Consider the following 20689-nt stretch of genomic DNA (forward strand, 5'->3'; position numbering starts at 1 on the left):
CGACGGCCACCGGGGCAACTGCACCGCGGCATATGCGGCGGGGCGGGTTGGGTACAGCCTATCGAAGGAAGGTTCAGTGGCGACATAGGGCGCACAGGAGGCGCACGATGCGTGTCGCGAGCCCCCTGCGCCCCTACGTGCCGAGTCACCCGGGGTTGTACGTGTTTGGCCTAGGCGAGACCGAGGCGCTGGGCCGCGACCGCCGCGTCCACCGGCACCGTGACCGGCTGCGGAGCACCCGCGACGGCCCAGTCCGGGTCCTTGAGGCCGTTGCCGGTGACCGTGCAGACGATCTTCTGGCCCGGGTCCACCAGGCCCTGCTCGGCCGCCTTCAGCAGCCCCGCGACCGAGGCGGCCGACGCGGGCTCCACGAAGACGCCCTCCTGGGCGGCGAGCAGCCGGTAGGCCCGCAGGATCTCACGGTCCGTCACCTCGTCGATGAGACCGCCCGATTCGTCGCGCGCGGCCTCGGCGAACTGCCAGGACGCGGGGTTGCCGATGCGGATCGCGGTGGCGATCGTCGAGGGGTCCTTGACCACCTCACCGCGCACGATCGGCGCCGAACCGGAGGCCTGGAAACCCCACATGCGCGGAGTGCGGCCGGCGATCCCGTCCGCCGCGTACTCCCGGTACCCGCGCCAGTACGCCGTGATGTTGCCGGCGTTGCCGACCGGCAGCACATGGATGTCGGGCGCGTCGCCGAGCATGTCCACGATCTCGAACGCGGCCGTCTTCTGGCCCTCGATACGGACCGGGTTGACCGAATTGACCAGCGCCACGGGGTAGTTGTCGGAGAGGCCGCGCGCCAGGGTCAGGCAGTCGTCGAAGTTCCCGTCCACCTGGAGGATCTTCGCCCCGTGGACCAGCGCCTGGCCCATCTTGCCCAGCGCGATCTTGCCCTGCGGCACCAGGACGGCGCAGACCATGCCGGCCCGCACCGCGTAGGCGGCGGCCGAGGCGGAGGTGTTGCCGGTGGAGGCGCAGATGACGGCCCGCGCGCCCTCCTCCTTCGCCCGGGTGATCGCCATCGTCATCCCGCGGTCCTTGAAGGACCCGGTGGGGTTGGCGCCCTCGACCTTGAGGTGGACCTCGCAGCCGGTGCGCTCGGAGAGCACCTGCGCGGGCACGAGCGGGGTGCCGCCCTCGCGGAGGGTGACGACCGGGGTCGTAGCGGAGACGGGGAGCCGGTCCCGGTACTCCTCGATGATGCCGCGCCACTGGTGGGTCATTGCTCGTTACTCCCCTTCCACACGCATGATGCTGGCGACGCCCCGCACGGTGTCGAGCTCCCGCAGGACGTCCACGGTCCCGGTGAGGGCCGCGTCGGCCGCGCGGTGGGTGACGACGACGAGGGAGGCCTCGCCGTCCTTGCCCGACTGCCGCACGGTGTCGATGGAGACGCCGTGCTCGGCGAAGACGGTGGCCACCTGGGCGAGCACACCGGGCTTGTCGGCCACGTCGAGGCTGATGTGATACCGCGTCACCACGTCGCCCATGGGGCTCACGGGCAGCTGGGTGTACGCCGACTCACCCGGTCCGGTGGACTCGGCGAGCTTGTTGCGGCAGACCGCGACCAGGTCGCCCAGGACCGCGGAGGCGGTGGGCGCGCCGCCCGCGCCGGGCCCGTAGAACATCAGCTGGCCGGCGGCCTCGGCCTCGACGAAGACGGCGTTGTACGCGCCGCGCACGGAGGCCAGCGGGTGGTCCAGCGGGATCATCGCCGGGTGGACGCGCGCGGTGACGGACCCGCCGTCGGCGGCGCGCTCGCAGATGGCGAGCAGCTTGATGGTGCAGCCCATCTCCTTCGCGGAGGCGAAGTCGGCGGCGGTCACCTCGGTCATGCCCTCGCGGTAGACGTCGTCGAGGCGGACCCGGGTGTGGAAGGCGATCCCGGCGAGGATGGCGGCCTTGGCGGCGGCGTCGAAGCCCTCCACGTCGGCGGTGGGGTCGGCCTCGGCGTACCCGAGGGCGGTGGCCTCGTCGAGGGCCTCCTGGTATCCGGCGCCCGTCGAGTCCATCTTGTCGAGGATGAAGTTGGTCGTGCCGTTGACGATGCCGAGCACCCGGTTGACCTTGTCCCCGGCGAGGGACTCGCGCAGCGGCCGGATGAGCGGGATGGCCCCGGCGACGGCCGCCTCGTAGTACAGGTCCCGCCCGTGCTCGACGGCGGCGGCGTGCAGCGCGGCCCCGTCCTGCGCGAGCAGCGCCTTGTTGGCGGAGACGACGGAGGCACCGTGGGCGAAGGCGGTGGTGATGAGGGTGCGGGCGGGCTCGATGCCGCCGATGACCTCGACCACCACGTCGATGTCGCCGCGTTTGACGAGGGCGGTGGCGTCGGTGGTGACGAGGGCGGGGTCGATGCCCTCGCGCACCTTCGAGGGCCGGCGTACGGCGACACCGGCGAGCTCCACGGGCGCGCCGATGCGCGCCGTGAGGTCGTCGGCGTGCGTCGTCATGATGCGCGCCACCTCTGAGCCGACCACTCCACAGCCCAGCAGCGCCACCTTCAGCGGACGCGTACGCATCATCCGACCTCGTCTCCTTCTACCAGCTTGAATGCCGACCAGTCTCACTCACCGGACGGGGGTTTCCGTCCCCCGTCCGGATTCTGAGACACATATTCCACTATGGGTGCATCGTTCTCTTCAGTTGTCCGTCATCCCACGTCGAGCCGCAGGAGATCTTCCTGCGTCTCCCGCCGGACGATGACCCGCGCCTCGCCGTCGCGGACCGCCACGACGGGCGGGCGCAGGGCGTGGTTGTAGTTGCTGGCCATGGAGCGGCAGTACGCCCCAGTGGCCGGCACCGCGATGAGGTCGCCGGGCGCCAGGTCGGCGGGGAGGAAGGCGTCCCGGACGACGATGTCGCCGCTCTCGCAGTGCTTGCCCACGACCCGTACCAGCATCGGCTCCGCGTCGGAGGTGCGCGAGACGAGCGCGACGGAGTACTCGGCGTCGTAGAGGGCCGTACGGATGTTGTCGGACATGCCCCCGTCGACGCTCACATACGTCCGCAGCCCCTCCAGCGGCTTGATCGTCCCGACCTCGTACAGCGTGAACGCGCTGGGCCCGACGATCGCGCGCCCCGGCTCCACGGAGATGCGCGGCGTACGCAGCCCGGCGGCCTCGCACTCGCGGGTGACGATCTCGTTGAGGGCCTTGGCGATCTCGTGGGGCTCGCTGGGGTCGTCGTCGGAGGTGTACGCGATGCCGAGGCCGCCGCCGAGGTCGATCTCGGGCAGCTCGACCCCGTGCTCGTCCCGCACCTCGGCGAGGAGCTGGACGACCCGCCGGGCGGAGACCTCGAACCCGGCCATGTCGAAGATCTGCGAGCCGATGTGCGAATGGATCCCGATGAGTTCGAGCCCATCGAGCTTCAGCGCCCGCCGGACGGCCTCGGCGGCCTGCCCCCCGGCGAGGGCGATCCCGAACTTCTGGTCCTCGTGGGCGGTGGCGATGAACTCGTGGGTGTGCGCCTCGACGCCGACGGTGACCCGGATCTGGACACGCTGGCGCCTGCCGAGGCCCTGGGCGATGTGGGCGACCCGGACGATCTCCTGGAAGGAGTCGAGCACGATGCGCCCCACCCCGGCCTCGACGGCCCGCCGGATCTCGTCCTCGGACTTGTTGTTGCCGTGGAAGGCGATGCGCTCGGCGGGCATTCCGGCCGAGAGGGCGGTGGCGAGCTCGATGCCGGAGCAGACGTCGAGGTTGAGCCCCTCCTCGTGCAGCCAGCGCACGATGGCGCGCGACAGGAAGGCCTTCCCCGCGTAGAAGACGTCGGCGTCCTTGCCGAAGGCCTCGGCCCAGGCGCGGCAGCGGGAGCGGAAGTCGCTCTCGTCGAGGAAGTACGCGGGGGTGCCGAACTCCTCGGCGAGCGCGGCCACGTCGAGCCCGCCGACGTGCACGACACCGTCGTCGTCGCGCCCTACGGTCTGCGACCACACCTTCGGGTCAAGGGCGTTGAGGTCGGCGGGCGGCGCGGAGTAGTGCCCCTCGGGCAGGACGTCGGCGTGCCTGGGTCCGGCGGGATGTGCGGAACGGCTCATGCGGTCACTCTCACAACTCTCACGACTCGTACGGCTCGCACGAGTTCACAGGAATTCAGGGGCGGCGATGCCGAACAGGGACAGGCCACCGGCGAGCACCGCCCCGGCGGCTTCGGCGAGCGCGAGCCGGGCACGGTGGGCGGCCGAGGGTTTCTCGTCCCCGAGCGGCAGCACCCGGTGCTGGAAGTCGAGCAGCGCGTCCGCGACCGCTTCGAGCTGCCGCGCGACCCGGTCGGGGGCACGGAGCTCGGCGGCGCGCAGGAGGGTGGGGGGGTGGTCGGCGAGGAGGGTGAGGAGGGGGGTGGTGGCGGTGTCGTTCTGGTGCGGACCGAGGGCGGCGGGGGTGCTCGCGGGAGGGCGTCCGGCGGTGTCGCGCGGGAGGTCCAGGTCGCCGGGGGCACTGGTGAAGCCGAGGGCGTGGGCGGTACGGGTGAGGGCGCGGGCGCGGGTGTGGGCGTACCGCACGCGGAAGTACGGATTGCTCTCGCGCTGGGCGAGGAGCTCGGCGGCCGGGGCGGGCCGGTCGTGGGCGGCGGCGCGCAGATGGGCCCAGCGGGCGGCGTCCGGGCCGACCAGTTCGGCCAGCGGGGCTACGGCCCGTGGCTCGGGCAGCACGTGCAGCCGCTCACTCCCGTACGGCCCGATCTCGGCGGCGGCCCCCTGCGAGCGCAGGAGCGCGACGACGGCGGAGGTGACGGCGAGGGCGCGGGGCTCGTCGACGGGGGCGAAGGAGAGGTGCTGCCCGGCGAGGGCGTCGCCGCACCCGTAGCGCGGCCCGAGGGCGAGCACCCGGCGTACGAGCTCGGCGTGGCCGGTATCCGCGTCCAGGGTGAAGTTGAGGAACCCGGGCCCGGTGATGTCGACGCGCGCGAGCCCGGGCGCACCGGCGAGCCGCCCGCGCAGGGCCTCGGCGACGGTACGGGGGGCGAGCCCGGAGGCGGCGGCGAGCTGGAGGGCGACGGCACTGGCGTAGTCCCCGCCCCCGCCCGGCCGGGGCCGCTCGACCTTGACGTCCCGGGGCACGTCCACAGCGAGCACACCCTCGTCGACGACGCTGCGCACGGCGCGCGCGACGGTACGGGAGAGCTCTGCGGGGGTCACGGGACCAGCGTATGGGAGAGGGGGGGTGGGGCGGGTAATCGGTTTCGGGATGCGGGATGGGGGGTGCCGGGGGGGCTGGGGCGGCCCGGGAGTGGGGGGGCCGGGGACTCAGCGGTCAGCTCTCCGGGCTCATCCGCACCGGCACACACATCCGCATCCACATCCGCGGGAGGTACGGGAAGTAACAGCGGCTCTCACATGCGGGGGGCGTCTCTCACCCACGGGAGGTTCCGGCGGCCCGCCCGGCGCGTCCGGGGTGCCTGTTGCCGTCGGCGGACGGCGGGGCCTCCCGATGCATCAGCTGCCGTACGACCTTGACCAGCTCGGCCGGCTCGAAGGGCTTGGCCAGGAACGCGTCCACACCGGCCGCGAGCCCGGTCTCGACCTCGTACTGCGTACAGGCACTGATGATCGCGAGCGGCAGACGGCGGGTCCGGGGGTCCGCCCGCAGCCGTGTGGCCGTATGCAGCCCGTCGAGCCGGGGCATCACGACGTCCAGGGTGATCACATCAGGACAGACCTGATGGACCACTTCCAGACACTCGGCACCATCGGCCGCGGTCACGACCTCGAAGCCCTCCAGCTCGAGGTTGACCCTGATCAGCTGCCGGATGACCTTGTTGTCGTCGACAACAAGCACCCGACCGGACGCGCCTGGCACATCTCGAGGTTAGGTCCGCGACCACCGCCGCGTCCGGGTTTTCCCCACTTCCGCCCCCTGCGGGGGACCCCGCCCCCGCCCACCACGGGAAATACCTGTTCACAGCCACCCCACGGGAGCTGGTAGGGTTCTACCCGTCGCCGCCAAGCGCGGCGGACGCCCCCGTAGCTCAGGGGATAGAGCAACGGCCTCCGGAGCCGTGTGCGCAGGTTCGAATCCTGCCGGGGGCACCTTGCACGAGGTGCCCGAAGACCCCGCCACCAGCGCTTTCGCTGAGGACGGGGTCTTGGCGTATACGCAGGCAGATGCAGCCCGAAGCGGCCGTGTGTCGGCGTCTGTGGACGAGGCGTGGACGGGATCTTGGAGCATCGTCGCAGGTCGCCGAACGCTCTCCGACGACAGGGCGACTGGCACGCCCCCGGCCGTGACGTCTGCTGCGGCCGACTGCTTAGATCGCCGGCATGACGGACTGGTCGCAGCTCAACCACGCCTACGGCACGGCAGAAGACATTCCCGGTCTGCTCGACGCGGTGTGCCAAGCCCCGAACGATTCAGACTGGACCGAGCTCTGGTCCCGACTGTGCCATCAGGGCACCGTTTACTCAGCAAGCCACGCGGCCTTGCCGGCCCTACGAGACCTGGCGCGCCAGTGGTCGCCTGCGGACAGACAGCAACCACTCTTGCTGGCCGGCGCCATCGCGGCCAGTACTGACCAGCCATATGGCGAGCAGGATCCCCACGTGGCCTACGCCTCGGAGATGTCCGACCTGCTGCAACTGACGGAGGAAGCTCTTCAGGATCCGAGCCTCAGCGATGACCCCGGAACTTACGTTTACTTGCTCGCCGCACTCCTCGGCTTCGAAGATGTCGCGGTTTGGGGCGAACAACTCGACGGCCTGAACGACGACGAATACGAAGTGCCCTGTCCTGCATGTAGCGCCGAGAACTTCATAGCCTTCGGTGAGTACGGCTTCTTCTCGACCACAGACAGCATGTACATGAACGGGACCGCGGCAAAGAAGATCCCTCTTCAGCCTGCAGACTCCTCAGCGCTGGAGGGGCTTGCCCAAAAACTGCACAGTCGGGCGCTAGCCGACAACCAGGCCCATGTCGCGGACAAGTTGACCTATCTTTTCGGTAAGGCGCAATGCGCCGAGTGCGACGCTGTCTTCAGCGTCGCGGATGCCATTGCAACCCGCTGAAACGGGTGAACACTTCCGGCAGGGAAGACTGACCTCGCGCTGGAACGGGATGGCTCAGACCTGGCTCCAAGCCTGTCGGTGGCGAGCGACGCTGTACACCTGCTCGACCTGCTCGGTCGTCAGCACCCCTGAGAGCGGCGCCAGTGCCGCCACCTGACGCTCCTGATACACGCGCACGCTGAGCTGGGTGGCGACCACTTTCAGATCGGTGATGCCGACGAAGACGAGCACCGGCTCCACCGGTACGGGGAAGCCGCAGTAATGCTCAAGCACTCGGGCCACTCGCTTGGCCTCTGCCCGGCTCTTGCGTGCGTAGGGTGCCGGCTTTCCGTGGTCGACCTTCACGGAGTCGTCGCCGACCCATACGGCCCTTCTGTGGTGGTGCTTTGTGTTGATGCTGAACACCCCGCCCGGCCCAATCAGCAAGTGATCGACATCCACCTTGTCAGCCAGGGGAAGGGAATGCAGGACCCGCCAGCCATGGCGTGCCAAACGGTTCAGCTCGGCGCCCACCCTCTTCTCCCCCGCTAGTCCCTTGCGCCAGGAGTCCCACTCTGTGCGACGACGCAAGAGCTGTGAGACGAGCCGCTCGATCAGACCCACCCCGGATTTGTCGAGCAGGTCCCGGAGGGACTCTCCAGGGCGGTTGGTGGACAGGTCATCGGCCGACGTCAAAGGCGGCAGCATGGGGCGCGATTCAGCCTCAGGTGCCCCCTGCGGCATAACCGACTCGGAGTCGTTCCGTAAGTGGCGTGTTAGCACGGCAATCACATCGTCGCGATACTCGGCGACCAGGACCGTAATGTTCCCTGTCCTGACGTCCGCCCAGGCGACCGCGGTGCCATCCGGCAGGTTCGCGTACAGACGATCCTGTCCGTACCGCTTCCAGCGCGTCACCCTCAGCTCCACGAGCCCCCCTCGTCCGCTCTCGGCTCGAAGCATCGCAGCAGGTAGCGCTCAAAACGAGAGAGGCCCCGGACAAGATGCCCGGGGCATTGGTGGGTGCAGGGTCTCTCACTCGTATTCGCGCAGGAGGTCCTCGATACGCCGGTTGGCGACGTCCTGCCGTCCATCGAGACACTTCGCGTAGCGGGTCAGCAGGACCTCGACGCTGTTGCCGGCGCGCTCGGCGACCTCGGTCGGGTCGACCCCCGCATTGAGCCACGTTGACAGCGCCGAGTGCCGCAGGTCGTACGGGCGGCTCGCGAGCGGCGAGGCCGCGGCGGACGGCGGGAGCGCGATGAGACGAGCCTCCTGCCACACGCGGTAGTACGTCGAGGACGGAACGACCGAGCCCTTCTCGCTGAAGAAGAGCCGTCCATCGTCCGCCGTGCCGAACGTCGCCAGGTGCTCGCGGAATGCGGCGACGAGGTGGGGCGGGATCGGCACCCGCCTGACGTCCTCAACCGGCCGGTTCTTCAGACCGCGGTCGCCGTGGGTCTCCCCCGAATCGGTCCACTGCTTGCCGACCGACGGACGAGTCCGGTGAAGCAGCGCCGATCCCCACCCCTGTTCGGGCAGGTTCAGGTCCGTCTCGACGAGGCCGATTGCTTCAGCTGGCCGGAGACCCCCGAAATACATCGCAGCGAAGAGACCCACCAGACGCCGACCACGGGCCCGCCGGTAGCCGCCCACGTAGGAGACAGCCGCCAGAAGATTCCGGGCCTGCTCGGGGTTCGCGACAACGCGAGGGTCAACCTGGTTGGAGACCTTCGGCTTCTGCCAACGGACAGCGGTGATCGGGTTTTCACGCAGCTCCCCTAGGTCGACCGCATAGTTGGCAGCGTTGACGAGGGTCCGCCTCTTACGCCGCACGGTCTCGGCTACCGCGGCCGTGCCGTCGAGCTTGAGCTTCAGCGAGTCCAGCACCGCGCGCGCCGTGGCAGGTTCGGCGAGATCAACCAGTGGTCGCGATGCCTTCGACACCCAGTGGAGGACGTTCCGCACGTCGTCCGGGACGTCCCGGTCATCAGGCCCCGGCAGGACGAAGGCCCAGTTGCGGAGCGCCTGGCGGATGGCCTGATCGGACGGCCGTCCAGCCCGCTCGTCGAGGAGCTCCACGGTCACGCTGGTGAGCGATTCATTGATGCCGTTGCGCGTATTGGGCGCAGCGTGGGGCCATTTCATGGCGAGGTACCGGAGTGCGAAGTCGTACCAGGACACAGCCGACTTCTTCGGTTCCATCGAGTCCGGAAGCCCGGACGCCCTGTCGAACTCCTCGCCGTCGCGCATCGCCCGCATGAGCTTCGAGCGGTAGTGGTCGGCGAGTGCCTTCGTGCGGAACGAGTCGGAGAAGACGTTGCCCGCCACAGACCACCGCACGCCGTACGAGGGCGTTTTCGTATCCCGCTTCCGTACGGCCCAGACCTTCACGTCGAGAGACTTCACGCCGCGGTCTCCAGCTCTCGCAGCCACGTGGAGAAGTCACTCCGCCACACCCGGAGCTCCCCGTTGGGCAGCTTGAACGCGGCCGGCCCGTGCCCCAGCTCACGCCAGCGGTAGAACGTCCGGCGGGAGACCCCACCAGCTCGTTCAGGACCTGGCGCACGGTCATCGGCTCATCGCGCTGTGGGTTCACGTCGGTTCTCCTTCCGTGCCGAGGGCGGGTTCGAGGGATGCGGCGAGCCAGGCTTCGGCGGAGGACAGACCGATTCCGGCGAAGACCCAGTGCGAAAGGACGAGGGTCGTGTCCGGCTCGTCCTCGGTGATCACTGCGGCTTGGGCGCGGCGCCACTCGGCGCGGGCGGTGCGGAGGGCACCGAGGGTGGTCGAGTAGCGGCGGGACTTGGTGGAGGAGTGGCCGCGGAAGCCGAGCATGTGGGCCCAGGCCCGGAGCCGGAGATCTTCTAACTCCTTGCGAGCACCGAGCGTCCAGGCCGTTCGGATCAGCCGACGGGCGTGGTCGCTGATGTCGAGCTGGGCGAGTTCGGCGAGGAACTTCAGCGGGCGGTCGAGAGCTCCCGTCGCGGTCTCGGCGCCCTTGGTGGCGTACTTCGCGATGTAAGAGGCCACGGCCCGCTCGGTCAGCTCCTGGCCACCGTCGAAGTCGGCGGAGCGAATTGCACGCACGTCGATCTGCTTGCCGAAGGCGAACACGTGCGGGTGTCCGTCGACAACGGGGCCATCGACTCGGGAGTGAGCAGTAGCGGCGCCGATCGCGTCCGTGAGCAGCTCGGCAGTAGCCCAGTCCGGAGGCGGGGTGTCACCACCCTCGGGACCGTCGATGCGGATGACGGCGTGGAAGTGGACGGCTCCGCGCTTCTGGTACTCGGCGACCTTGGCGAAGGAGACCCGGGCGAAGTCGGCGAAGTCCCGCTGGGTGAGGCCGGCCCGCTTGGCTATCTCCCGGCGGAGGTAGATGGAGAAGCGCCGCCAGAGCATTCCGGCGTGCGCGTTCCACAGGACGGCACCCTCGTAGTCGTACGTCACGGGGTCCAGGGGGGTGCCGAGCGATTCGTCCTCGGCGTCGTGCAGGAGTCCACAGCGGCAGGCGCGGACGGTGCCGCGGCGGTCCGTGGGCCGGTTGTGGACGGGACCGAAGCTGGGGGCGGTGAAGGTGGCGAACACCTTCGGGTGCCGGGTGACACCGGCGGGAGTGCCCTTGCCGCCCCGCAGCCCGGCGGTGATCAGGTGGAAGGTGTCCCGGCGGTAGGTCTCCGCGCAGGCCGGGCAGCGGGTCGCCCGGCGGTTGTTGCAGCGTACGAGGAGGTTGCCGGCCGGGAGCGAGGCCGAGTCGAGACGGTGGAGGACACGGCCGATCTCGCCGGTTCGGGTGTCGACCGCGTGCTCGACGCGGTGGCCGTCCAAGCGCACAGGCTGCGTACAACCGTCGATGCCACGGAGTTGTTTGACGAGGGTGGGCATGCCGCCCAGGGAGACGAGCGCGCCCAGTTCTTCGACTGGGGGCGGGACGCGTCCGGTAGTAATGGGAACTGTCCTTTCGGTTTCGGTCGGGAGGTCCGCGCCTGCCGGGGCGGCGGGATGCTTGGCGGTATCGAGGCCGCCCCGGCAGGCTGGTCAGCGCTTGGGCGCGCTGTTGAGCAGGGAACGCAGCACCAGGGCCGCGATGGAGACGGAGACGGCCGTGATGGCGACCGTGGCCAGGAGCGCGGTCAGCACGATGCCGACGACGAGGACCGCAGCGACAGCACTCGCCCCACGGCCGACGAGGGGCGAGACCGGGCGACCGGCGGACGCCATCGGGGCGTTGGCGCAGGAGCAGGCCGCCGGGGCGTGGTGGTGCTCGGCCGGTCGAGCCGGCGTCTGTGCGATCGGCAGCGGAGCGGCGTCGGGCATCTTCGGGCGCAGCAGCATGGGGTTCTCCTTTCAGTGACGGGTGCCGTCGACGACGTCGACCCCGGAACGGGTGCCGGATTCGATGGCCGGGGCGAGGAAGGTCTGAGAGAGCAGGAAGCCGAACAGGGCGATCACGACGGCCACCCACATCCGGACGCCGAGGAACTTGATCGCGGCCCAGGTGATGACGCCGAGGACGAGGACGAGAGGCAGGCTGAGGGTCACGGCGGTGTCCTCAGCGGCCCGAGCAGCGGTGGGTGCGGGCCGCCAGTTCGGCGGCGGCGCGGCTGTTGTAGTCGGTCGAGATGCCGCAGCGCGGTGCCGTGCAGGCGGCGGTGTGCTTCTCGCGGCCCCGGCCGTTGTAGTACGTGGCGACCTGGACGGGGCCGATGCGGATCACTCGGCGGAAGCGGGGGTTGTCGGGCATCAGGGCAGCTCCTTCGGGTTCTCGTGGTTCTCGCCGGTGAAGTCGGCGACGTGGCCGAGCAGCCACCGCCGGATCTCCCCGCCCTCGATGTCGTCGGCGACGAGGATCACGGGTTCGGCGATGAGCATTGCTTCGGTGAGGCGGTTCTGACGGGTCAGCTCGGCGGCGCGGTTGAGCGCGCGGAGCGTGGACGGGCGCATGGGCGGAAGTTCTCCAGGGGTCAGGTGAGTTGGGTGGCGATGGCTTCGGCGAGCGGTCCCGGGACGCCGAGGCGGGCTCGCAGGGTGTCGGTGTCGTTGGGCGCGCCGGTTCGGGTGCGGTGCTCGGCGGCGACCTTTCGCGCGTGGTCGACGAGCGCGGCCGGAAGCCGGTCTGTCGGCGGAGCACCGAGCGCGGGCCGCGGAACAGCGGGGGCAGGCCGGGATACAGCGGCTGGGACCGGCCCCTGTTGCGCCGCATCGGCCGTCCACGCGTCGTGCGGTTCCGGCGTGTCCGGAGTCGGATTGATGGGGCCGTGCGCGAGGAGCGTGCCGCCAAGGAAGGCGACCGCCGGCCATCCGGCCACGGCGATCCGGAGCCATGAGGGAACGTGGTCGAGGTCGAGGAGCCCGGCTGTGGCGATGTTGGCGCCGAGGCTGGCGGCGAGCGCGACGAGGAACCAGGCCCACCCAGAGACTTTGGCGACACCGGTTCGCAGTCGCTTCCAGGCCGCCACCAACAGCAGGTCCACGCTCACCGGGTAGGCCCACGCCTTCCAGCCGTCCTGTCCTGCGGCGACCGCCAGGTCATGGAGGTGGGCGAAGGACAGGGCCGCGGCGATGAGCGCTTGGATCAGTACGGCGTCCACGCGGGCCGCAAGGGTGCGCGACGAGGAGTGCTCGGCCACCCTGATCACGTCCTCTCTTTCGGTTTCGGGCATGGCGGGGGTAGGGACCTGGCACGAGTCGGTCGCGCCGACCGTTGGGGCAGGCGAGTCAGCCGGTCGCCGGACGCGGTTCGGTCACCGCGATCGGAGAGGGGGCGGACGAGGTGAGAGCGCGCGGACGGAACGGAGACAGGACCGGTACGTCGGGTACGAGGTCGGCCGCCTCGCGGCAGATGGCCGCGGCGTCGGACAGCGACAGATAGGGGGTGCGCATGCGCGCCCATCCGCCGGAGGTGTCACCGGCCACGGACAGGCCGGGCCGTTCCGCCGGCATGGTGGAAGCGACGCCGACCGCCTCGGGGGCGATGTCGCCGAGGGCCATCTTCGCCGAGGCTTCGTCGTTGACGCGGTGGCAGACGCGTCCGCTGAGTTGGGCGCGCAGCATGGTCGCGCCCTTGCCCAGCTCGGCGCCGAACCGCTGTCCGCAGATCTCCAGGTAGATGCCCGCGGCCCGCCCGAGCTGGGCGAGTCGGATCAACTGGGTCACCATCTCGTCGCGCCGTTCCTCGTCCTTGCGGCTCGTCACGAGGAAGAGTTCGGCCACCGCGTCGACGAACAGCACGATGGCCGGCGGCCGTTCATCGTCCGGCAGCCCCCACACGTCGGAGGTGAGCTCCTCGTCCGGCGTGCCGGGCGCGATGCCCTGCCGGGCCTTGATCAGGTCGTAGCGGTCCTCCATTTCCTTGACGAGGACGGGCAGCAGCTCGGCGGCCTCGTCGGAGTCGGTGGCCAACGCCGACAGCCTCGGAGCGAACGGCGCGAGCTCCACGCCCCGCTTGCAGTCGATGCCGACCAACGCGACCGGTTGAACGGCGAGTCCCGTCAGCAGATTGCGGAGGAACATCGATTTCCCCGACAGAGTGGCGCCGAGGGCGAGTTCGTGAGGAACGGACCGGTAGTCGCGGACGAACACGGTCGCGTCCTCCCGCAGAGCCACCGGCACGGCGAGAAGGTCACCTCCCGCCCGGCGCGGCATCCTCACGTCGCGCAGCACGTCGAACCCGACCAACCGCAGCTCGACCACACCGGGCTTGATCTCGCGGACGTGGACCGCGTGAACGCCCCAGGCGTGCCGCAGCCGCTCGGACGAAGCAGCCACGTCCGCCGGCTCCTGGCCGGGAGCGAGCCGAAGCCGGACCCGCAACCCCGTGGAAGTGGGACGGATCAGCCCCCGGCGCGGCGGCACCGGCCGAACCTCACGGCGCGTGGTGGCCCGCACAGCCAGCGCCCGCAGCCGGGACGGCTGAACCGTCAGCCCGCACGCGTCCATGGTCGAGCTGTACGAGCCGACCAGCCGGGCCACCGACGAGGGCAGCCCGACCGTGGCCCAGTAGACCGACGGGTGGGCCTTCCTGGCGTAGACCGCCCCGCCCAATAAGGCGAGGGGTCCACCCAGCTCGGCCAGCGTCATCAGCTCGGACACGAGATCAGTTCTCCTGTCCGACGGGGAAAACGCCCGGGACCACCGCGGCCGCCCGGTAGGCGATGCCGTGGCGGGCCTGGCCGCTGAATACGCTCTCCCAGGGACGGGCGACGAGGCCGGGCAGGGAGACCGGAGCTCCGACGGTCAGGCCGTCCGTGATCCCGCTCTCCGGGACGGTCACCGCGATGACCGACGACTCCCCCTCGTCGATGTAGACGACGCCGACCTTCATCAGCGCCTCCCCGCTCACCGCGTCCTTGGCGATCTCGCCCGTCTGCCGGTCCTTGACCTTCGGCTCAGGCGCCTCGGTCAGCAGAATCGTCGCGGATGAGGTCTCAACTCGGATTGCACGCAAAGAACTTCTCCTTCGTAGACACCCGCCAGACGGCCTGACAGGTTGACTTAGCAAGTTCGAAGTTGGAGACGCCAGGTTGACTTGTCAAGTGACTCGAGTGACCTACCACCCAGAGTCGCGGAGCAGCAAGAGCCCCACCCTTGGGGCTAGTTGGACTCAGGCGAGCCGGTATGTGTCTTCAAGCTCCTGCCGATCGGCAGGAAGGAGGACATCCGTGACCTGCAAAGCCTGCCCGGCAACATCACACGCAACGACCAACACACTGAGCACCGGCACCTCTTGAGGCATCGCCAAGAGGTCAGCTTCTTCCTGGCTAGGCAGCCGGGCCGAGACCCGTTCGGTTACGTGGTCGAAGCGCACTTTCTTGCGCGCTTCCAGGTGAGCGCGCTGCCCCTCACGCAGTGGAGACGGGACAGAAAGTTCGGTCCCTTCGGCCAGGCCGGCTGAGAAGTAGGACGAGGAGAGCTCGACCGGCTCGCCGTCCTGCTCCACGAGAAGCCGCCGAACCAAGACCCTTGTCTGCTTGGGGACGCCAAGGAGGGACGCGACCCGCGACGGCGCAGAGACCTGCTCGACTTGGACAAGCCGACCTTGAATCGAGGATTCGTCGCGCTCTAGCGCGTCACGTCCCCGTCGATCCTTCTGCTCGACGACTTCCGGCCGCCCGCGGACGATGGTGCCGAACCCTTGTCGGGATTCAAGCCAGCCATCCCGCTTCAACAGCTCCAACGCGCGGACGACAGTGGGCCGGGACATCCCGAAAGCCTGGACCAGTTGATTTTCACTCGGGACCCGGCTCCCCGGCGGGTACGTACCCTCCTCGATACGCCCTTGGAGCGTCTGCGCCAGCCGCACATACTTGGGTGCAGCCACCTCGTACGCCATAGCCCCGCCTAGTGAGAATCCGCCAAGTCAACCAGCCTACTCACGTGAGTGGGTACTGAACAGCCACGGACTCGCAGACGCCACAGGCCAGGATCGACTTCATGGCTTCCACGCTTCGTCGATCTGGAACCACACGACCGTTCCGCCGAAGCGACTGGGGCCGGCGGCCCAAGAGTCCGCTAGCGCGTTCACCAGGCAGAGCCCGCGGCCGTGCGCATCGCTGGCTTTGGGGCTGCGGAGCCGGACGTCTGCCGGGAAGCCCGGGTTGTGGACGTCGACCCGCAGGGATTCCCCCGAGCGCGACCACTCGACTCGGACCCGCCAGGGTTCTTCCGCCTCCCCGTAGAGGATCGCGTTCGTCACCAGCTCGGAGAGCATCAGTACGCAATCGTCGATAGGGCAGGCCAGGTTGTACGGGGCGGTGAACTTTCGGAACCATCGCCTGGCCCGAGCCACGGACTCGGGCACGGGATAGAGGGTCATACCCCCGATCGGCGTCGGTCCGGCAACCGCGGCTTCGGATTCTTCACGCGCATCCGCCATGAGCACCACTACTCCCTACCGGTGCCGTCACAGTCGAGACAGCGCCGCTTGGACGTAGCACGGACGCGAGTATCAGCGGCGGAGAGAGCCAGGCCGGAGCGGGAGCCAACGTGCTTCCACACCCTCGCCCTCGGCATCCACGGCAGACCGCTTCCCGCGAGACGTGCCGTAACTCCCCGCACTCCTGGCTCACGTCCGTGCCCCCTTCCGGTCAAGTGGCCTTAGCCACTTACTGGATAGTGGCATTAGCCACTCGGAGTCACAAGCGGTTCTCAGAGAGAAGGCCGATTTCTAGCCGATCGGGTAGCCCTGCTCGAACGCCCAACGCCCAGGCGGATACGTGGCCTCGGCGAACTCAAGAGGCCGATCCTGCATGTCGTACACCACATGATGGATAATCAAGACAGCTGCCCCGGGCGCAAGTTCAAGGTCCTCAGCCTCGTCCTCGGTCGCCAGCCGGGCGCACATCCGGTCTTCGGCATAACTGCCCTGCCGACCCGTGACGCTCTCGACGTACATGAGCGTCCCCTCCTGGATCCGATCAGGGTCACAGAGCTTCGGCGCTCGCTCGCCGACATCGGTACCGAACCACGAGGTGGAAATGGTGATGGGGCCGGACTCGTTCTTGGTGACGCGGCGACGGTGAACAGCCCTGGTTCCAACCGCCAGACTCAGCGCCTCGGCCACGTAGTCGGGGGCTTCCAACCAGCCGGCGGAGGTGATGACCGCATACTCGCCCGGCGTGTAGATCTTGCCGGTCTGTTTGGCGCGGCCATAGAGCTCCCGAGCACGCCGATTGACCGCGAGGCCGCGCACGTAAGTACCAGACCCCTGACGCTTCTCCACCAGGCCTTGATGGCTCAGAGCCTCCAGCGACCGAGCCGCCGTAGGCCGGGAAACGCTCCAGTCTGCCGCCAGTTGCCGCTCTGACGGGACCTCGTCGCCAGGCCTCAAGTCGCCTCGCAGGATCTGATCGCGGATGTGGTGCGCGATCTGGAGGTACTTGGGCTGGGTCTCTTCGATCTGTGGCATCGGAGTCCCTCCCTAAGTGGCTATGACCAGTAGCCACTATAGGGTGAGTGGCCAGCAGGCAACCCCGTACGCTGCGAGGGTGACCCGGTTGATCGTGGCAGCAGGAGGAGGGGGCGACGCAGTCGCCGCCGCAATGCTCGACGCGGCCCTCTACGGGGGTGACGACAGTCCGGCAGTGATCCTCACGTACGCCTGGGACCGTCTCCTGATTGACCCGGTGCCGGGCCCCCGAGGGCCGGAGAACTTCACGGGCCTACGTCCCCTCACGAAAAGCGTCTGGACCGTCCCGGCCGACGCGAAGCCCATCGCCCCCGCGGGCTCGACGCTTCCTCGCCTGGCAGCCGAACTCCCCCACACCCTCGCTCTGATCGACCCCGCACACGGCGCCGAGGGCATCACCCGCCAGCTCGAAGAGCTCATCGAGCACCTGACCCCCGAGTCCATCGACCTCCTGGACGTGGGCGGCGACATCCTCGCCAAAGGCGACGAACCCACTCTGCGCAGCCCACTCGGCGACGCCCTCACGCTGGCCGCGTGCTGCCAAGTCAACGCGCCCGTGCGGCTCCTGGTCGCCGGCCCCGGCTTGGACGGAGAGCTCCCAGCCGGGCTTCTGGCCAGCCGAATGGGTCCGCCAACGCTGACACTCACGGCTGAGCACGTCGAACCGATCAGTTCGGTCCTGGAGTGGCACCCGTCCGAGGCGACGGCAATGTTGGCGGCCACAGCTCGCGGGGTACGCGGCCTCTGCGAAGTCAGAGGCGCCGGCCTGCCAGTCCCGCTCACCGACAATGGTCCCGCCATCCACGAAGCAGACCTGGATGACGTCCTCAACCGCAACGAGCTCGCACGCGCCATCCTCGCAACGGAGACCCTCGTCGAGGCGGAGCAATACAGCCGCGAGATCTGCGGCTACTCGGAGATCGACTACGAGCGCAACAAGGCCAGTTGGCTCGGCAGCCAGCCGGAACAGAAGCTCGACCCGGAAGCCGCGCTCCGCCAGCTCGACCAGTTCGAGGCCCAGGCCCGCGACCGCGGCATCACCCACACGACGTTCCGCAGGATCACCGAAGCCCTCGGCCTCAACGGCAAACAGCGCCAGGACCTCAGAGCCCTACTACTCAGCAGCCGCCCAGAGCAGTACGAAGCACCGCTGTGGCGCATCCCCGCCGAGTCCTGAGTAACAACCTTCTTTACTAGTTCAAGGCGGCTCGCTCCGCTCCCCGCGCGCGGCCCGGCCCCCGGCCGGGCCTGCGCTGCTGTCTCCGCCCCGCTCCAGCCCGGCCGGCGCCCGGGCCGCGATCTACAGCGATCAGCCGCTTGAAGTCAGAGAAGGGGTACATCGTGGCTGGGGGGGGGTCGGCTCCACGGCTTTAGGCAGCCACTTTGGCGCGAGCCTCGAAGATCATGGCCCCAACGTCGTGCTTTACCGGGCAGGTCCACAGACTGCCCGACGCGCCGCAAGCTTACGGGGCCATGATCACTCGCGCCAAAGCAGCTCCCGCCCAAAGCCGCTACGCCGACCTGGACGCTTCTGCAGCTGATTGTGCATCCAGACCTAAGAACCGAACGCGCAGTCGTCAGCCACTGCCGCTTCTACCCTCAGCCAGACCTTCTGGTATTCAGCTCGAAGGTTCGCAAATAGTCGCTGTAAAGCTGGGAAACTGACAAAGAAGGATCAAGTCGAGAAGCCACTTGCTGGAATTCTGCGTTTGAATCAGTGACAACGAAGACATGAGTCACCTCCTGCGCACGCGCATCCCGTTTGGCGAGGGAATCAATCATCGCAGACGCCTTGGCAACATCATACAGAACGGCGTAATTGGCCTCATCAGGAGCTGCCCAACCACTCTCGCCATCGATCCGCTCGATACGGCTGCCTTTGGCGCCCGCTTTGAACCACAGAAGAGGGGCGATTGCCTCGAATCTACGGCCAAGCGAGATAAGAGCGGGATCTTCGTACGTGAGATCAAAGAATTCTACATTTTCTGCGAACCCCTCAGCCATCGGAGAGACCTTCGTGAACTTATACTCTCCATTTACCGGCTTGCCTGCAGAATTACTACCCGTGATCGCTGCAGTGATCCTGGGAATGGTTATGTACTTACAGATCCCCATAGCTTCCCACTCATCGTCGCCGGGCTTAAACCCTTGCTTACGCAGTGCGGTAGCTTCACTGGGTGAAACCTCGTTGTTAGTGACGATGATGCTCCGCCTATGTCCGCCGTCTTGATCGTTCAGACGAGCGACGGCGTGTGCCGTGGTACCTGAGCCACCGAAGAAGTCCAGGACAACAGCGTCGGGCTTGTCTCCCACGTAGAAGCGAAGCGCATCCTCAACGGCGTACAGCGACTTAGGGAAAGGAAACTTACGCCCAGGCAAAAGAGCATTAAGCATGATGGACCCATGCGAAGTAGCATTGTAAGCAGGGTTAGTCCATAGAGTACGCCCTACTTGACTACGCTTTCTGCCGTCAGCGTTCTTCACAATCAGAGAACCCTTATCGTCGCGTCCATCAACGACGAGTTCCCCTCGTTCAATAGCCGCCATGTGGCCCGAGGTTAGGAAGTAGAGACCCCACCGACCGGTTGTTTTATTCTTATTTCCGATCCGGATGCGCCCTTCCTCCAGGTACTTCCGGAAGGTAACGTCTGAGAGCTGCCAGCAAGCTTCAGAACCGTCTCGTTTGATCGGCCACTGCGCAATACAACCGTCGGGAGCCGGAGGCGCAGTATGACGGTCGACACCTTCCGGCAGCGCATCGCCGCAGCCGACAACCTTGCCAGCGACCTCGTCGATGTAGACCGGAAAAAACTTGACCTTGGTGTCTTGACGTCGCGAATTTCCGCCTCGCCGCTGGAACGACTCCCAAACGAAAGGCTTTTGATTTCCCTCGGAATCGGCAAGCGTAGAGACGCCCGGAGTTGTGTCAATCACTGTCTTCGCCGGCCGAGCAGCTCCCACATGTACGAACAGCAGGTGCTCGTCCATACGAGCGAACTGATCAATAATGGAGGCTCCAGATGGGTTGATCAGTACGGTCACCATCTGAAGTTTACTTGCGGGGAAGATCTGCTCGATAAGCAGGGACAGTCTGTGCAATTCATTTTCATCGATTGCACAGATGAGTACGGAGTTCGCAGGATTGAGCAGCCGCTTGGCTAGGCGTAGCCTTCGATCCATGAACGACAACCACTTGCTGTGGCGATATGGATCCTTCTCGTCAATGTAGTTGTTGTTGTACTTCCAGTCCCGGGCGCCGCTATTGTAGGGCGGATCGATATAGATCGCGTCGGTGGTCCCTTCGTATGGATACAGAAGGGCCTCGAGCGCATGATGGTTTTCGGCATTGATCACCGCGTGGAAGGGCTTCGCTCCTGGGTCTCCATCCCTTCCTCCACCTCGAATGATCTTCCCCGTCGAGCGAAGACCGGGGTAAATTGGATCTCCGAACTCCCTCGTCGCCACCGCTCGATCTAGGGCGACTTCAAGTCGGGTTCCCTCGTTGTCGGAAAGAAGGGCGCGACCTTGAGCCTTGTCTATGCCGCGTACAAGCCAAACTCCGGTTCCATCCACTTCGCGAGGATCATCGCTGCCCTCGATACGTACCTGAACCTTGTCACCAACCCTAACCGTCACCTCGGGAAGGATGACACTCTCCGGCTGGTGTCGATCGAAAACTAGCCCGAGCTGTCTATGCTTGGAAATTTTCGCATATTCACCACGGATCGCCTCGCGCAATTCTGGATCTTTGATCGCAGAGATTAGATTATCAATGTGTGCCACGTCATCAG

21 protein-coding genes, 1 tRNA gene and 1 pseudogene are annotated in these 20689 nt (G+C 67.6%); 3 read left to right on the forward strand and 20 right to left on the reverse strand.

The genetic code is table 11. The features are described 5' to 3' along the window. Positions 1–170: 170 nt before the first annotated feature. From thrC to ACZ4MU_RS04885, 5 genes are all read right to left on the reverse strand, one after another. Entirely contained in the window at positions 171–1229 is a 1059-nt protein-coding gene (thrC, locus tag ACZ4MU_RS04865) for a threonine synthase (protein ID WP_467870984.1), read from the reverse strand. Between the two features lie 6 nt (positions 1230–1235). After that, positions 1236–2525 (reverse strand): homoserine dehydrogenase, encoded by a 1290-nt coding sequence (locus ACZ4MU_RS04870; RefSeq protein WP_467872216.1) that lies wholly within the window; start codon positions 2523–2525, stop codon positions 1236–1238. Between the two features lie 131 nt (positions 2526–2656). Beyond that, positions 2657–4048 carry a diaminopimelate decarboxylase gene (lysA, locus tag ACZ4MU_RS04875; protein WP_467870987.1) on the reverse strand — a complete coding sequence of 464 codons (1392 nt, stop codon included), beginning with the start codon at positions 4046–4048 and terminating at the stop codon, positions 2657–2659. A 45-nt stretch (positions 4049–4093) separates the two neighbouring features. Then, positions 4094–5149, reverse strand: a complete 1056-nt coding sequence (nrtL, locus tag ACZ4MU_RS04880) for an ArgS-related anticodon-binding protein NrtL (RefSeq protein ID WP_467870989.1) — start codon at positions 5147–5149, stop codon at positions 4094–4096. A gap of 214 nt (positions 5150–5363) precedes the next feature. Further along, positions 5364–5810: a response regulator gene (locus ACZ4MU_RS04885; RefSeq protein WP_467870991.1), complete on the reverse strand. Its 447-nt coding sequence runs from the start codon at positions 5808–5810 to the stop codon at positions 5364–5366. A 158-nt stretch (positions 5811–5968) separates the two neighbouring features. Between ACZ4MU_RS04885 and ACZ4MU_RS04890 the strand changes: the two genes are divergently transcribed. Then, positions 5969–6040: transfer RNA gene (locus ACZ4MU_RS04890), tRNA-Arg, on the forward strand. Between the two features lie 231 nt (positions 6041–6271). Then, entirely contained in the window at positions 6272–7012 is a 741-nt protein-coding gene (locus tag ACZ4MU_RS04895; RefSeq protein ID WP_467870993.1) for a hypothetical protein, read from the forward strand. 54 nt (positions 7013–7066) lie between these two features. Here ACZ4MU_RS04895 and ACZ4MU_RS04900 read toward each other — a convergent pair whose 3' ends face one another. From ACZ4MU_RS04900 to ACZ4MU_RS04965, 14 genes and pseudogenes are all read right to left on the reverse strand, one after another. Further along, positions 7067–7954, reverse strand: coding sequence for a nuclease-related domain-containing protein (locus ACZ4MU_RS04900; RefSeq protein ID WP_467870996.1), 888 nt, complete (start codon positions 7952–7954; stop codon positions 7067–7069). Between the two features lie 72 nt (positions 7955–8026). Next, the gene (locus tag ACZ4MU_RS04905) at positions 8027–9400 is read right to left on the reverse strand and encodes a tyrosine-type recombinase/integrase (RefSeq protein WP_467870999.1); all 1374 of its coding nucleotides are present in this window, start codon (positions 9398–9400) and stop codon (positions 8027–8029) included. After that, positions 9397–9566 (reverse strand): annotated as a pseudogene (locus ACZ4MU_RS04910) (helix-turn-helix transcriptional regulator). The gene ACZ4MU_RS04905 and the pseudogene ACZ4MU_RS04910 overlap by 4 nt, the downstream one beginning before the upstream one ends. Before the next feature lie 20 nt (positions 9567–9586). Next, a complete protein-coding gene (locus ACZ4MU_RS04915) occupies positions 9587–10876 on the reverse strand; it encodes a replication initiator (RefSeq protein WP_467871001.1) in 1290 nt (429 codons plus the stop codon). 153 nt (positions 10877–11029) lie between these two features. Continuing rightward, the gene (locus ACZ4MU_RS04920) at positions 11030–11323 is read right to left on the reverse strand and encodes a SpdD protein (RefSeq protein ID WP_467872219.1); all 294 of its coding nucleotides are present in this window, start codon (positions 11321–11323) and stop codon (positions 11030–11032) included. Between the two features lie 15 nt (positions 11324–11338). Then, positions 11339–11533: a hypothetical protein gene (locus ACZ4MU_RS04925; protein WP_467871004.1), complete on the reverse strand. Its 195-nt coding sequence runs from the start codon at positions 11531–11533 to the stop codon at positions 11339–11341. Between the two features lie 10 nt (positions 11534–11543). Continuing rightward, positions 11544–11735: a mobile element transfer protein gene (locus ACZ4MU_RS04930; RefSeq protein ID WP_467871007.1), complete on the reverse strand. Its 192-nt coding sequence runs from the start codon at positions 11733–11735 to the stop codon at positions 11544–11546. After that, positions 11735–11935, reverse strand: a complete 201-nt coding sequence (locus ACZ4MU_RS04935) for a hypothetical protein (protein WP_467871009.1) — start codon at positions 11933–11935, stop codon at positions 11735–11737. The genes ACZ4MU_RS04930 and ACZ4MU_RS04935 overlap by 1 nt, the downstream gene beginning before the upstream one ends. Before the next feature lie 20 nt (positions 11936–11955). Next, on the reverse strand, positions 11956–12654 hold the full coding sequence (locus ACZ4MU_RS04940; RefSeq protein ID WP_467871012.1) for a DUF2637 domain-containing protein: 699 nt from the start codon (positions 12652–12654) through the stop codon (positions 11956–11958). A 55-nt stretch (positions 12655–12709) separates the two neighbouring features. Beyond that, positions 12710–14083: an FtsK/SpoIIIE domain-containing protein gene (locus ACZ4MU_RS04945; RefSeq protein WP_467871014.1), complete on the reverse strand. Its 1374-nt coding sequence runs from the start codon at positions 14081–14083 to the stop codon at positions 12710–12712. A gap of 4 nt (positions 14084–14087) precedes the next feature. Next, complete coding sequence (locus ACZ4MU_RS04950) at positions 14088–14438, reverse strand: SCO3933 family regulatory protein (protein WP_467871017.1); 351 nt, start codon at positions 14436–14438, stop codon at positions 14088–14090. Positions 14439–14594: 156 nt separating this feature from the next. Further along, on the reverse strand, positions 14595–15323 hold the full coding sequence (locus ACZ4MU_RS04955) for a GntR family transcriptional regulator (RefSeq protein WP_467871019.1): 729 nt from the start codon (positions 15321–15323) through the stop codon (positions 14595–14597). 99 nt (positions 15324–15422) lie between these two features. Further along, positions 15423–15866: an ATP-binding protein gene (locus ACZ4MU_RS04960; RefSeq protein ID WP_467871022.1), complete on the reverse strand. Its 444-nt coding sequence runs from the start codon at positions 15864–15866 to the stop codon at positions 15423–15425. 291 nt (positions 15867–16157) lie between these two features. Continuing rightward, positions 16158–16898 (reverse strand): GntR family transcriptional regulator, encoded by a 741-nt coding sequence (locus ACZ4MU_RS04965; protein ID WP_467871025.1) that lies wholly within the window; start codon positions 16896–16898, stop codon positions 16158–16160. Between the two features lie 79 nt (positions 16899–16977). Here ACZ4MU_RS04965 and ACZ4MU_RS04970 point away from each other — a divergent pair, with 79 nt between their 5' ends. After that, entirely contained in the window at positions 16978–18075 is a 1098-nt protein-coding gene (locus ACZ4MU_RS04970; protein WP_467871027.1) for a DUF1152 domain-containing protein, read from the forward strand. 422 nt (positions 18076–18497) lie between these two features. On the opposite strand, the gene ACZ4MU_RS04975 is transcribed toward ACZ4MU_RS04970, so the two are convergent. After that, positions 18498–20681, reverse strand: a complete 2184-nt coding sequence (locus ACZ4MU_RS04975) for a DNA methyltransferase (protein WP_467871029.1) — start codon at positions 20679–20681, stop codon at positions 18498–18500. Between the last annotated feature and the right edge of the window lie 8 nt (positions 20682–20689).

Source organism: Streptomyces sp. NPDC026377 (genome assembly GCF_055567715.1).

Bases quoted from the DNA above. Each gene is read 5' to 3' on its own strand.
- thrC (WP_467870984.1), bottom strand. From the start codon at position 1,229: ATGACCCACCAGTGGCGCGGCATCATCGAGGAGTACCGGGACCGGCTC.
- ACZ4MU_RS04870 (WP_467872216.1), bottom strand. From the start codon at position 2,525: ATGCGTACGCGTCCGCTGAAGGTGGCGCTGCTGGGCTGTGGAGTGGTC.
- lysA (WP_467870987.1), bottom strand. From the start codon at position 4,048: ATGAGCCGTTCCGCACATCCCGCCGGACCCAGGCACGCCGACGTCCTG.
- ACZ4MU_RS04895 (WP_467870993.1), top strand. From the start codon at position 6,272: ATGACGGACTGGTCGCAGCTCAACCACGCCTACGGCACGGCAGAAGAC.
- ACZ4MU_RS04900 (WP_467870996.1), bottom strand. From the start codon at position 7,954: ATGCTTCGAGCCGAGAGCGGACGAGGGGGGCTCGTGGAGCTGAGGGTG.
- ACZ4MU_RS04915 (WP_467871001.1), bottom strand. From the start codon at position 10,876: ATGCCCACCCTCGTCAAACAACTCCGTGGCATCGACGGTTGTACGCAG.
- ACZ4MU_RS04930 (WP_467871007.1), bottom strand. From the start codon at position 11,735: ATGCCCGACAACCCCCGCTTCCGCCGAGTGATCCGCATCGGCCCCGTC.
- ACZ4MU_RS04935 (WP_467871009.1), bottom strand. From the start codon at position 11,935: ATGCGCCCGTCCACGCTCCGCGCGCTCAACCGCGCCGCCGAGCTGACC.
- ACZ4MU_RS04940 (WP_467871012.1), bottom strand. From the start codon at position 12,654: ATGCCCGAAACCGAAAGAGAGGACGTGATCAGGGTGGCCGAGCACTCC.
- ACZ4MU_RS04955 (WP_467871019.1), bottom strand. From the start codon at position 15,323: ATGGCGTACGAGGTGGCTGCACCCAAGTATGTGCGGCTGGCGCAGACG.
- ACZ4MU_RS04960 (WP_467871022.1), bottom strand. From the start codon at position 15,866: ATGGCGGATGCGCGTGAAGAATCCGAAGCCGCGGTTGCCGGACCGACG.
- ACZ4MU_RS04965 (WP_467871025.1), bottom strand. From the start codon at position 16,898: ATGCCACAGATCGAAGAGACCCAGCCCAAGTACCTCCAGATCGCGCAC.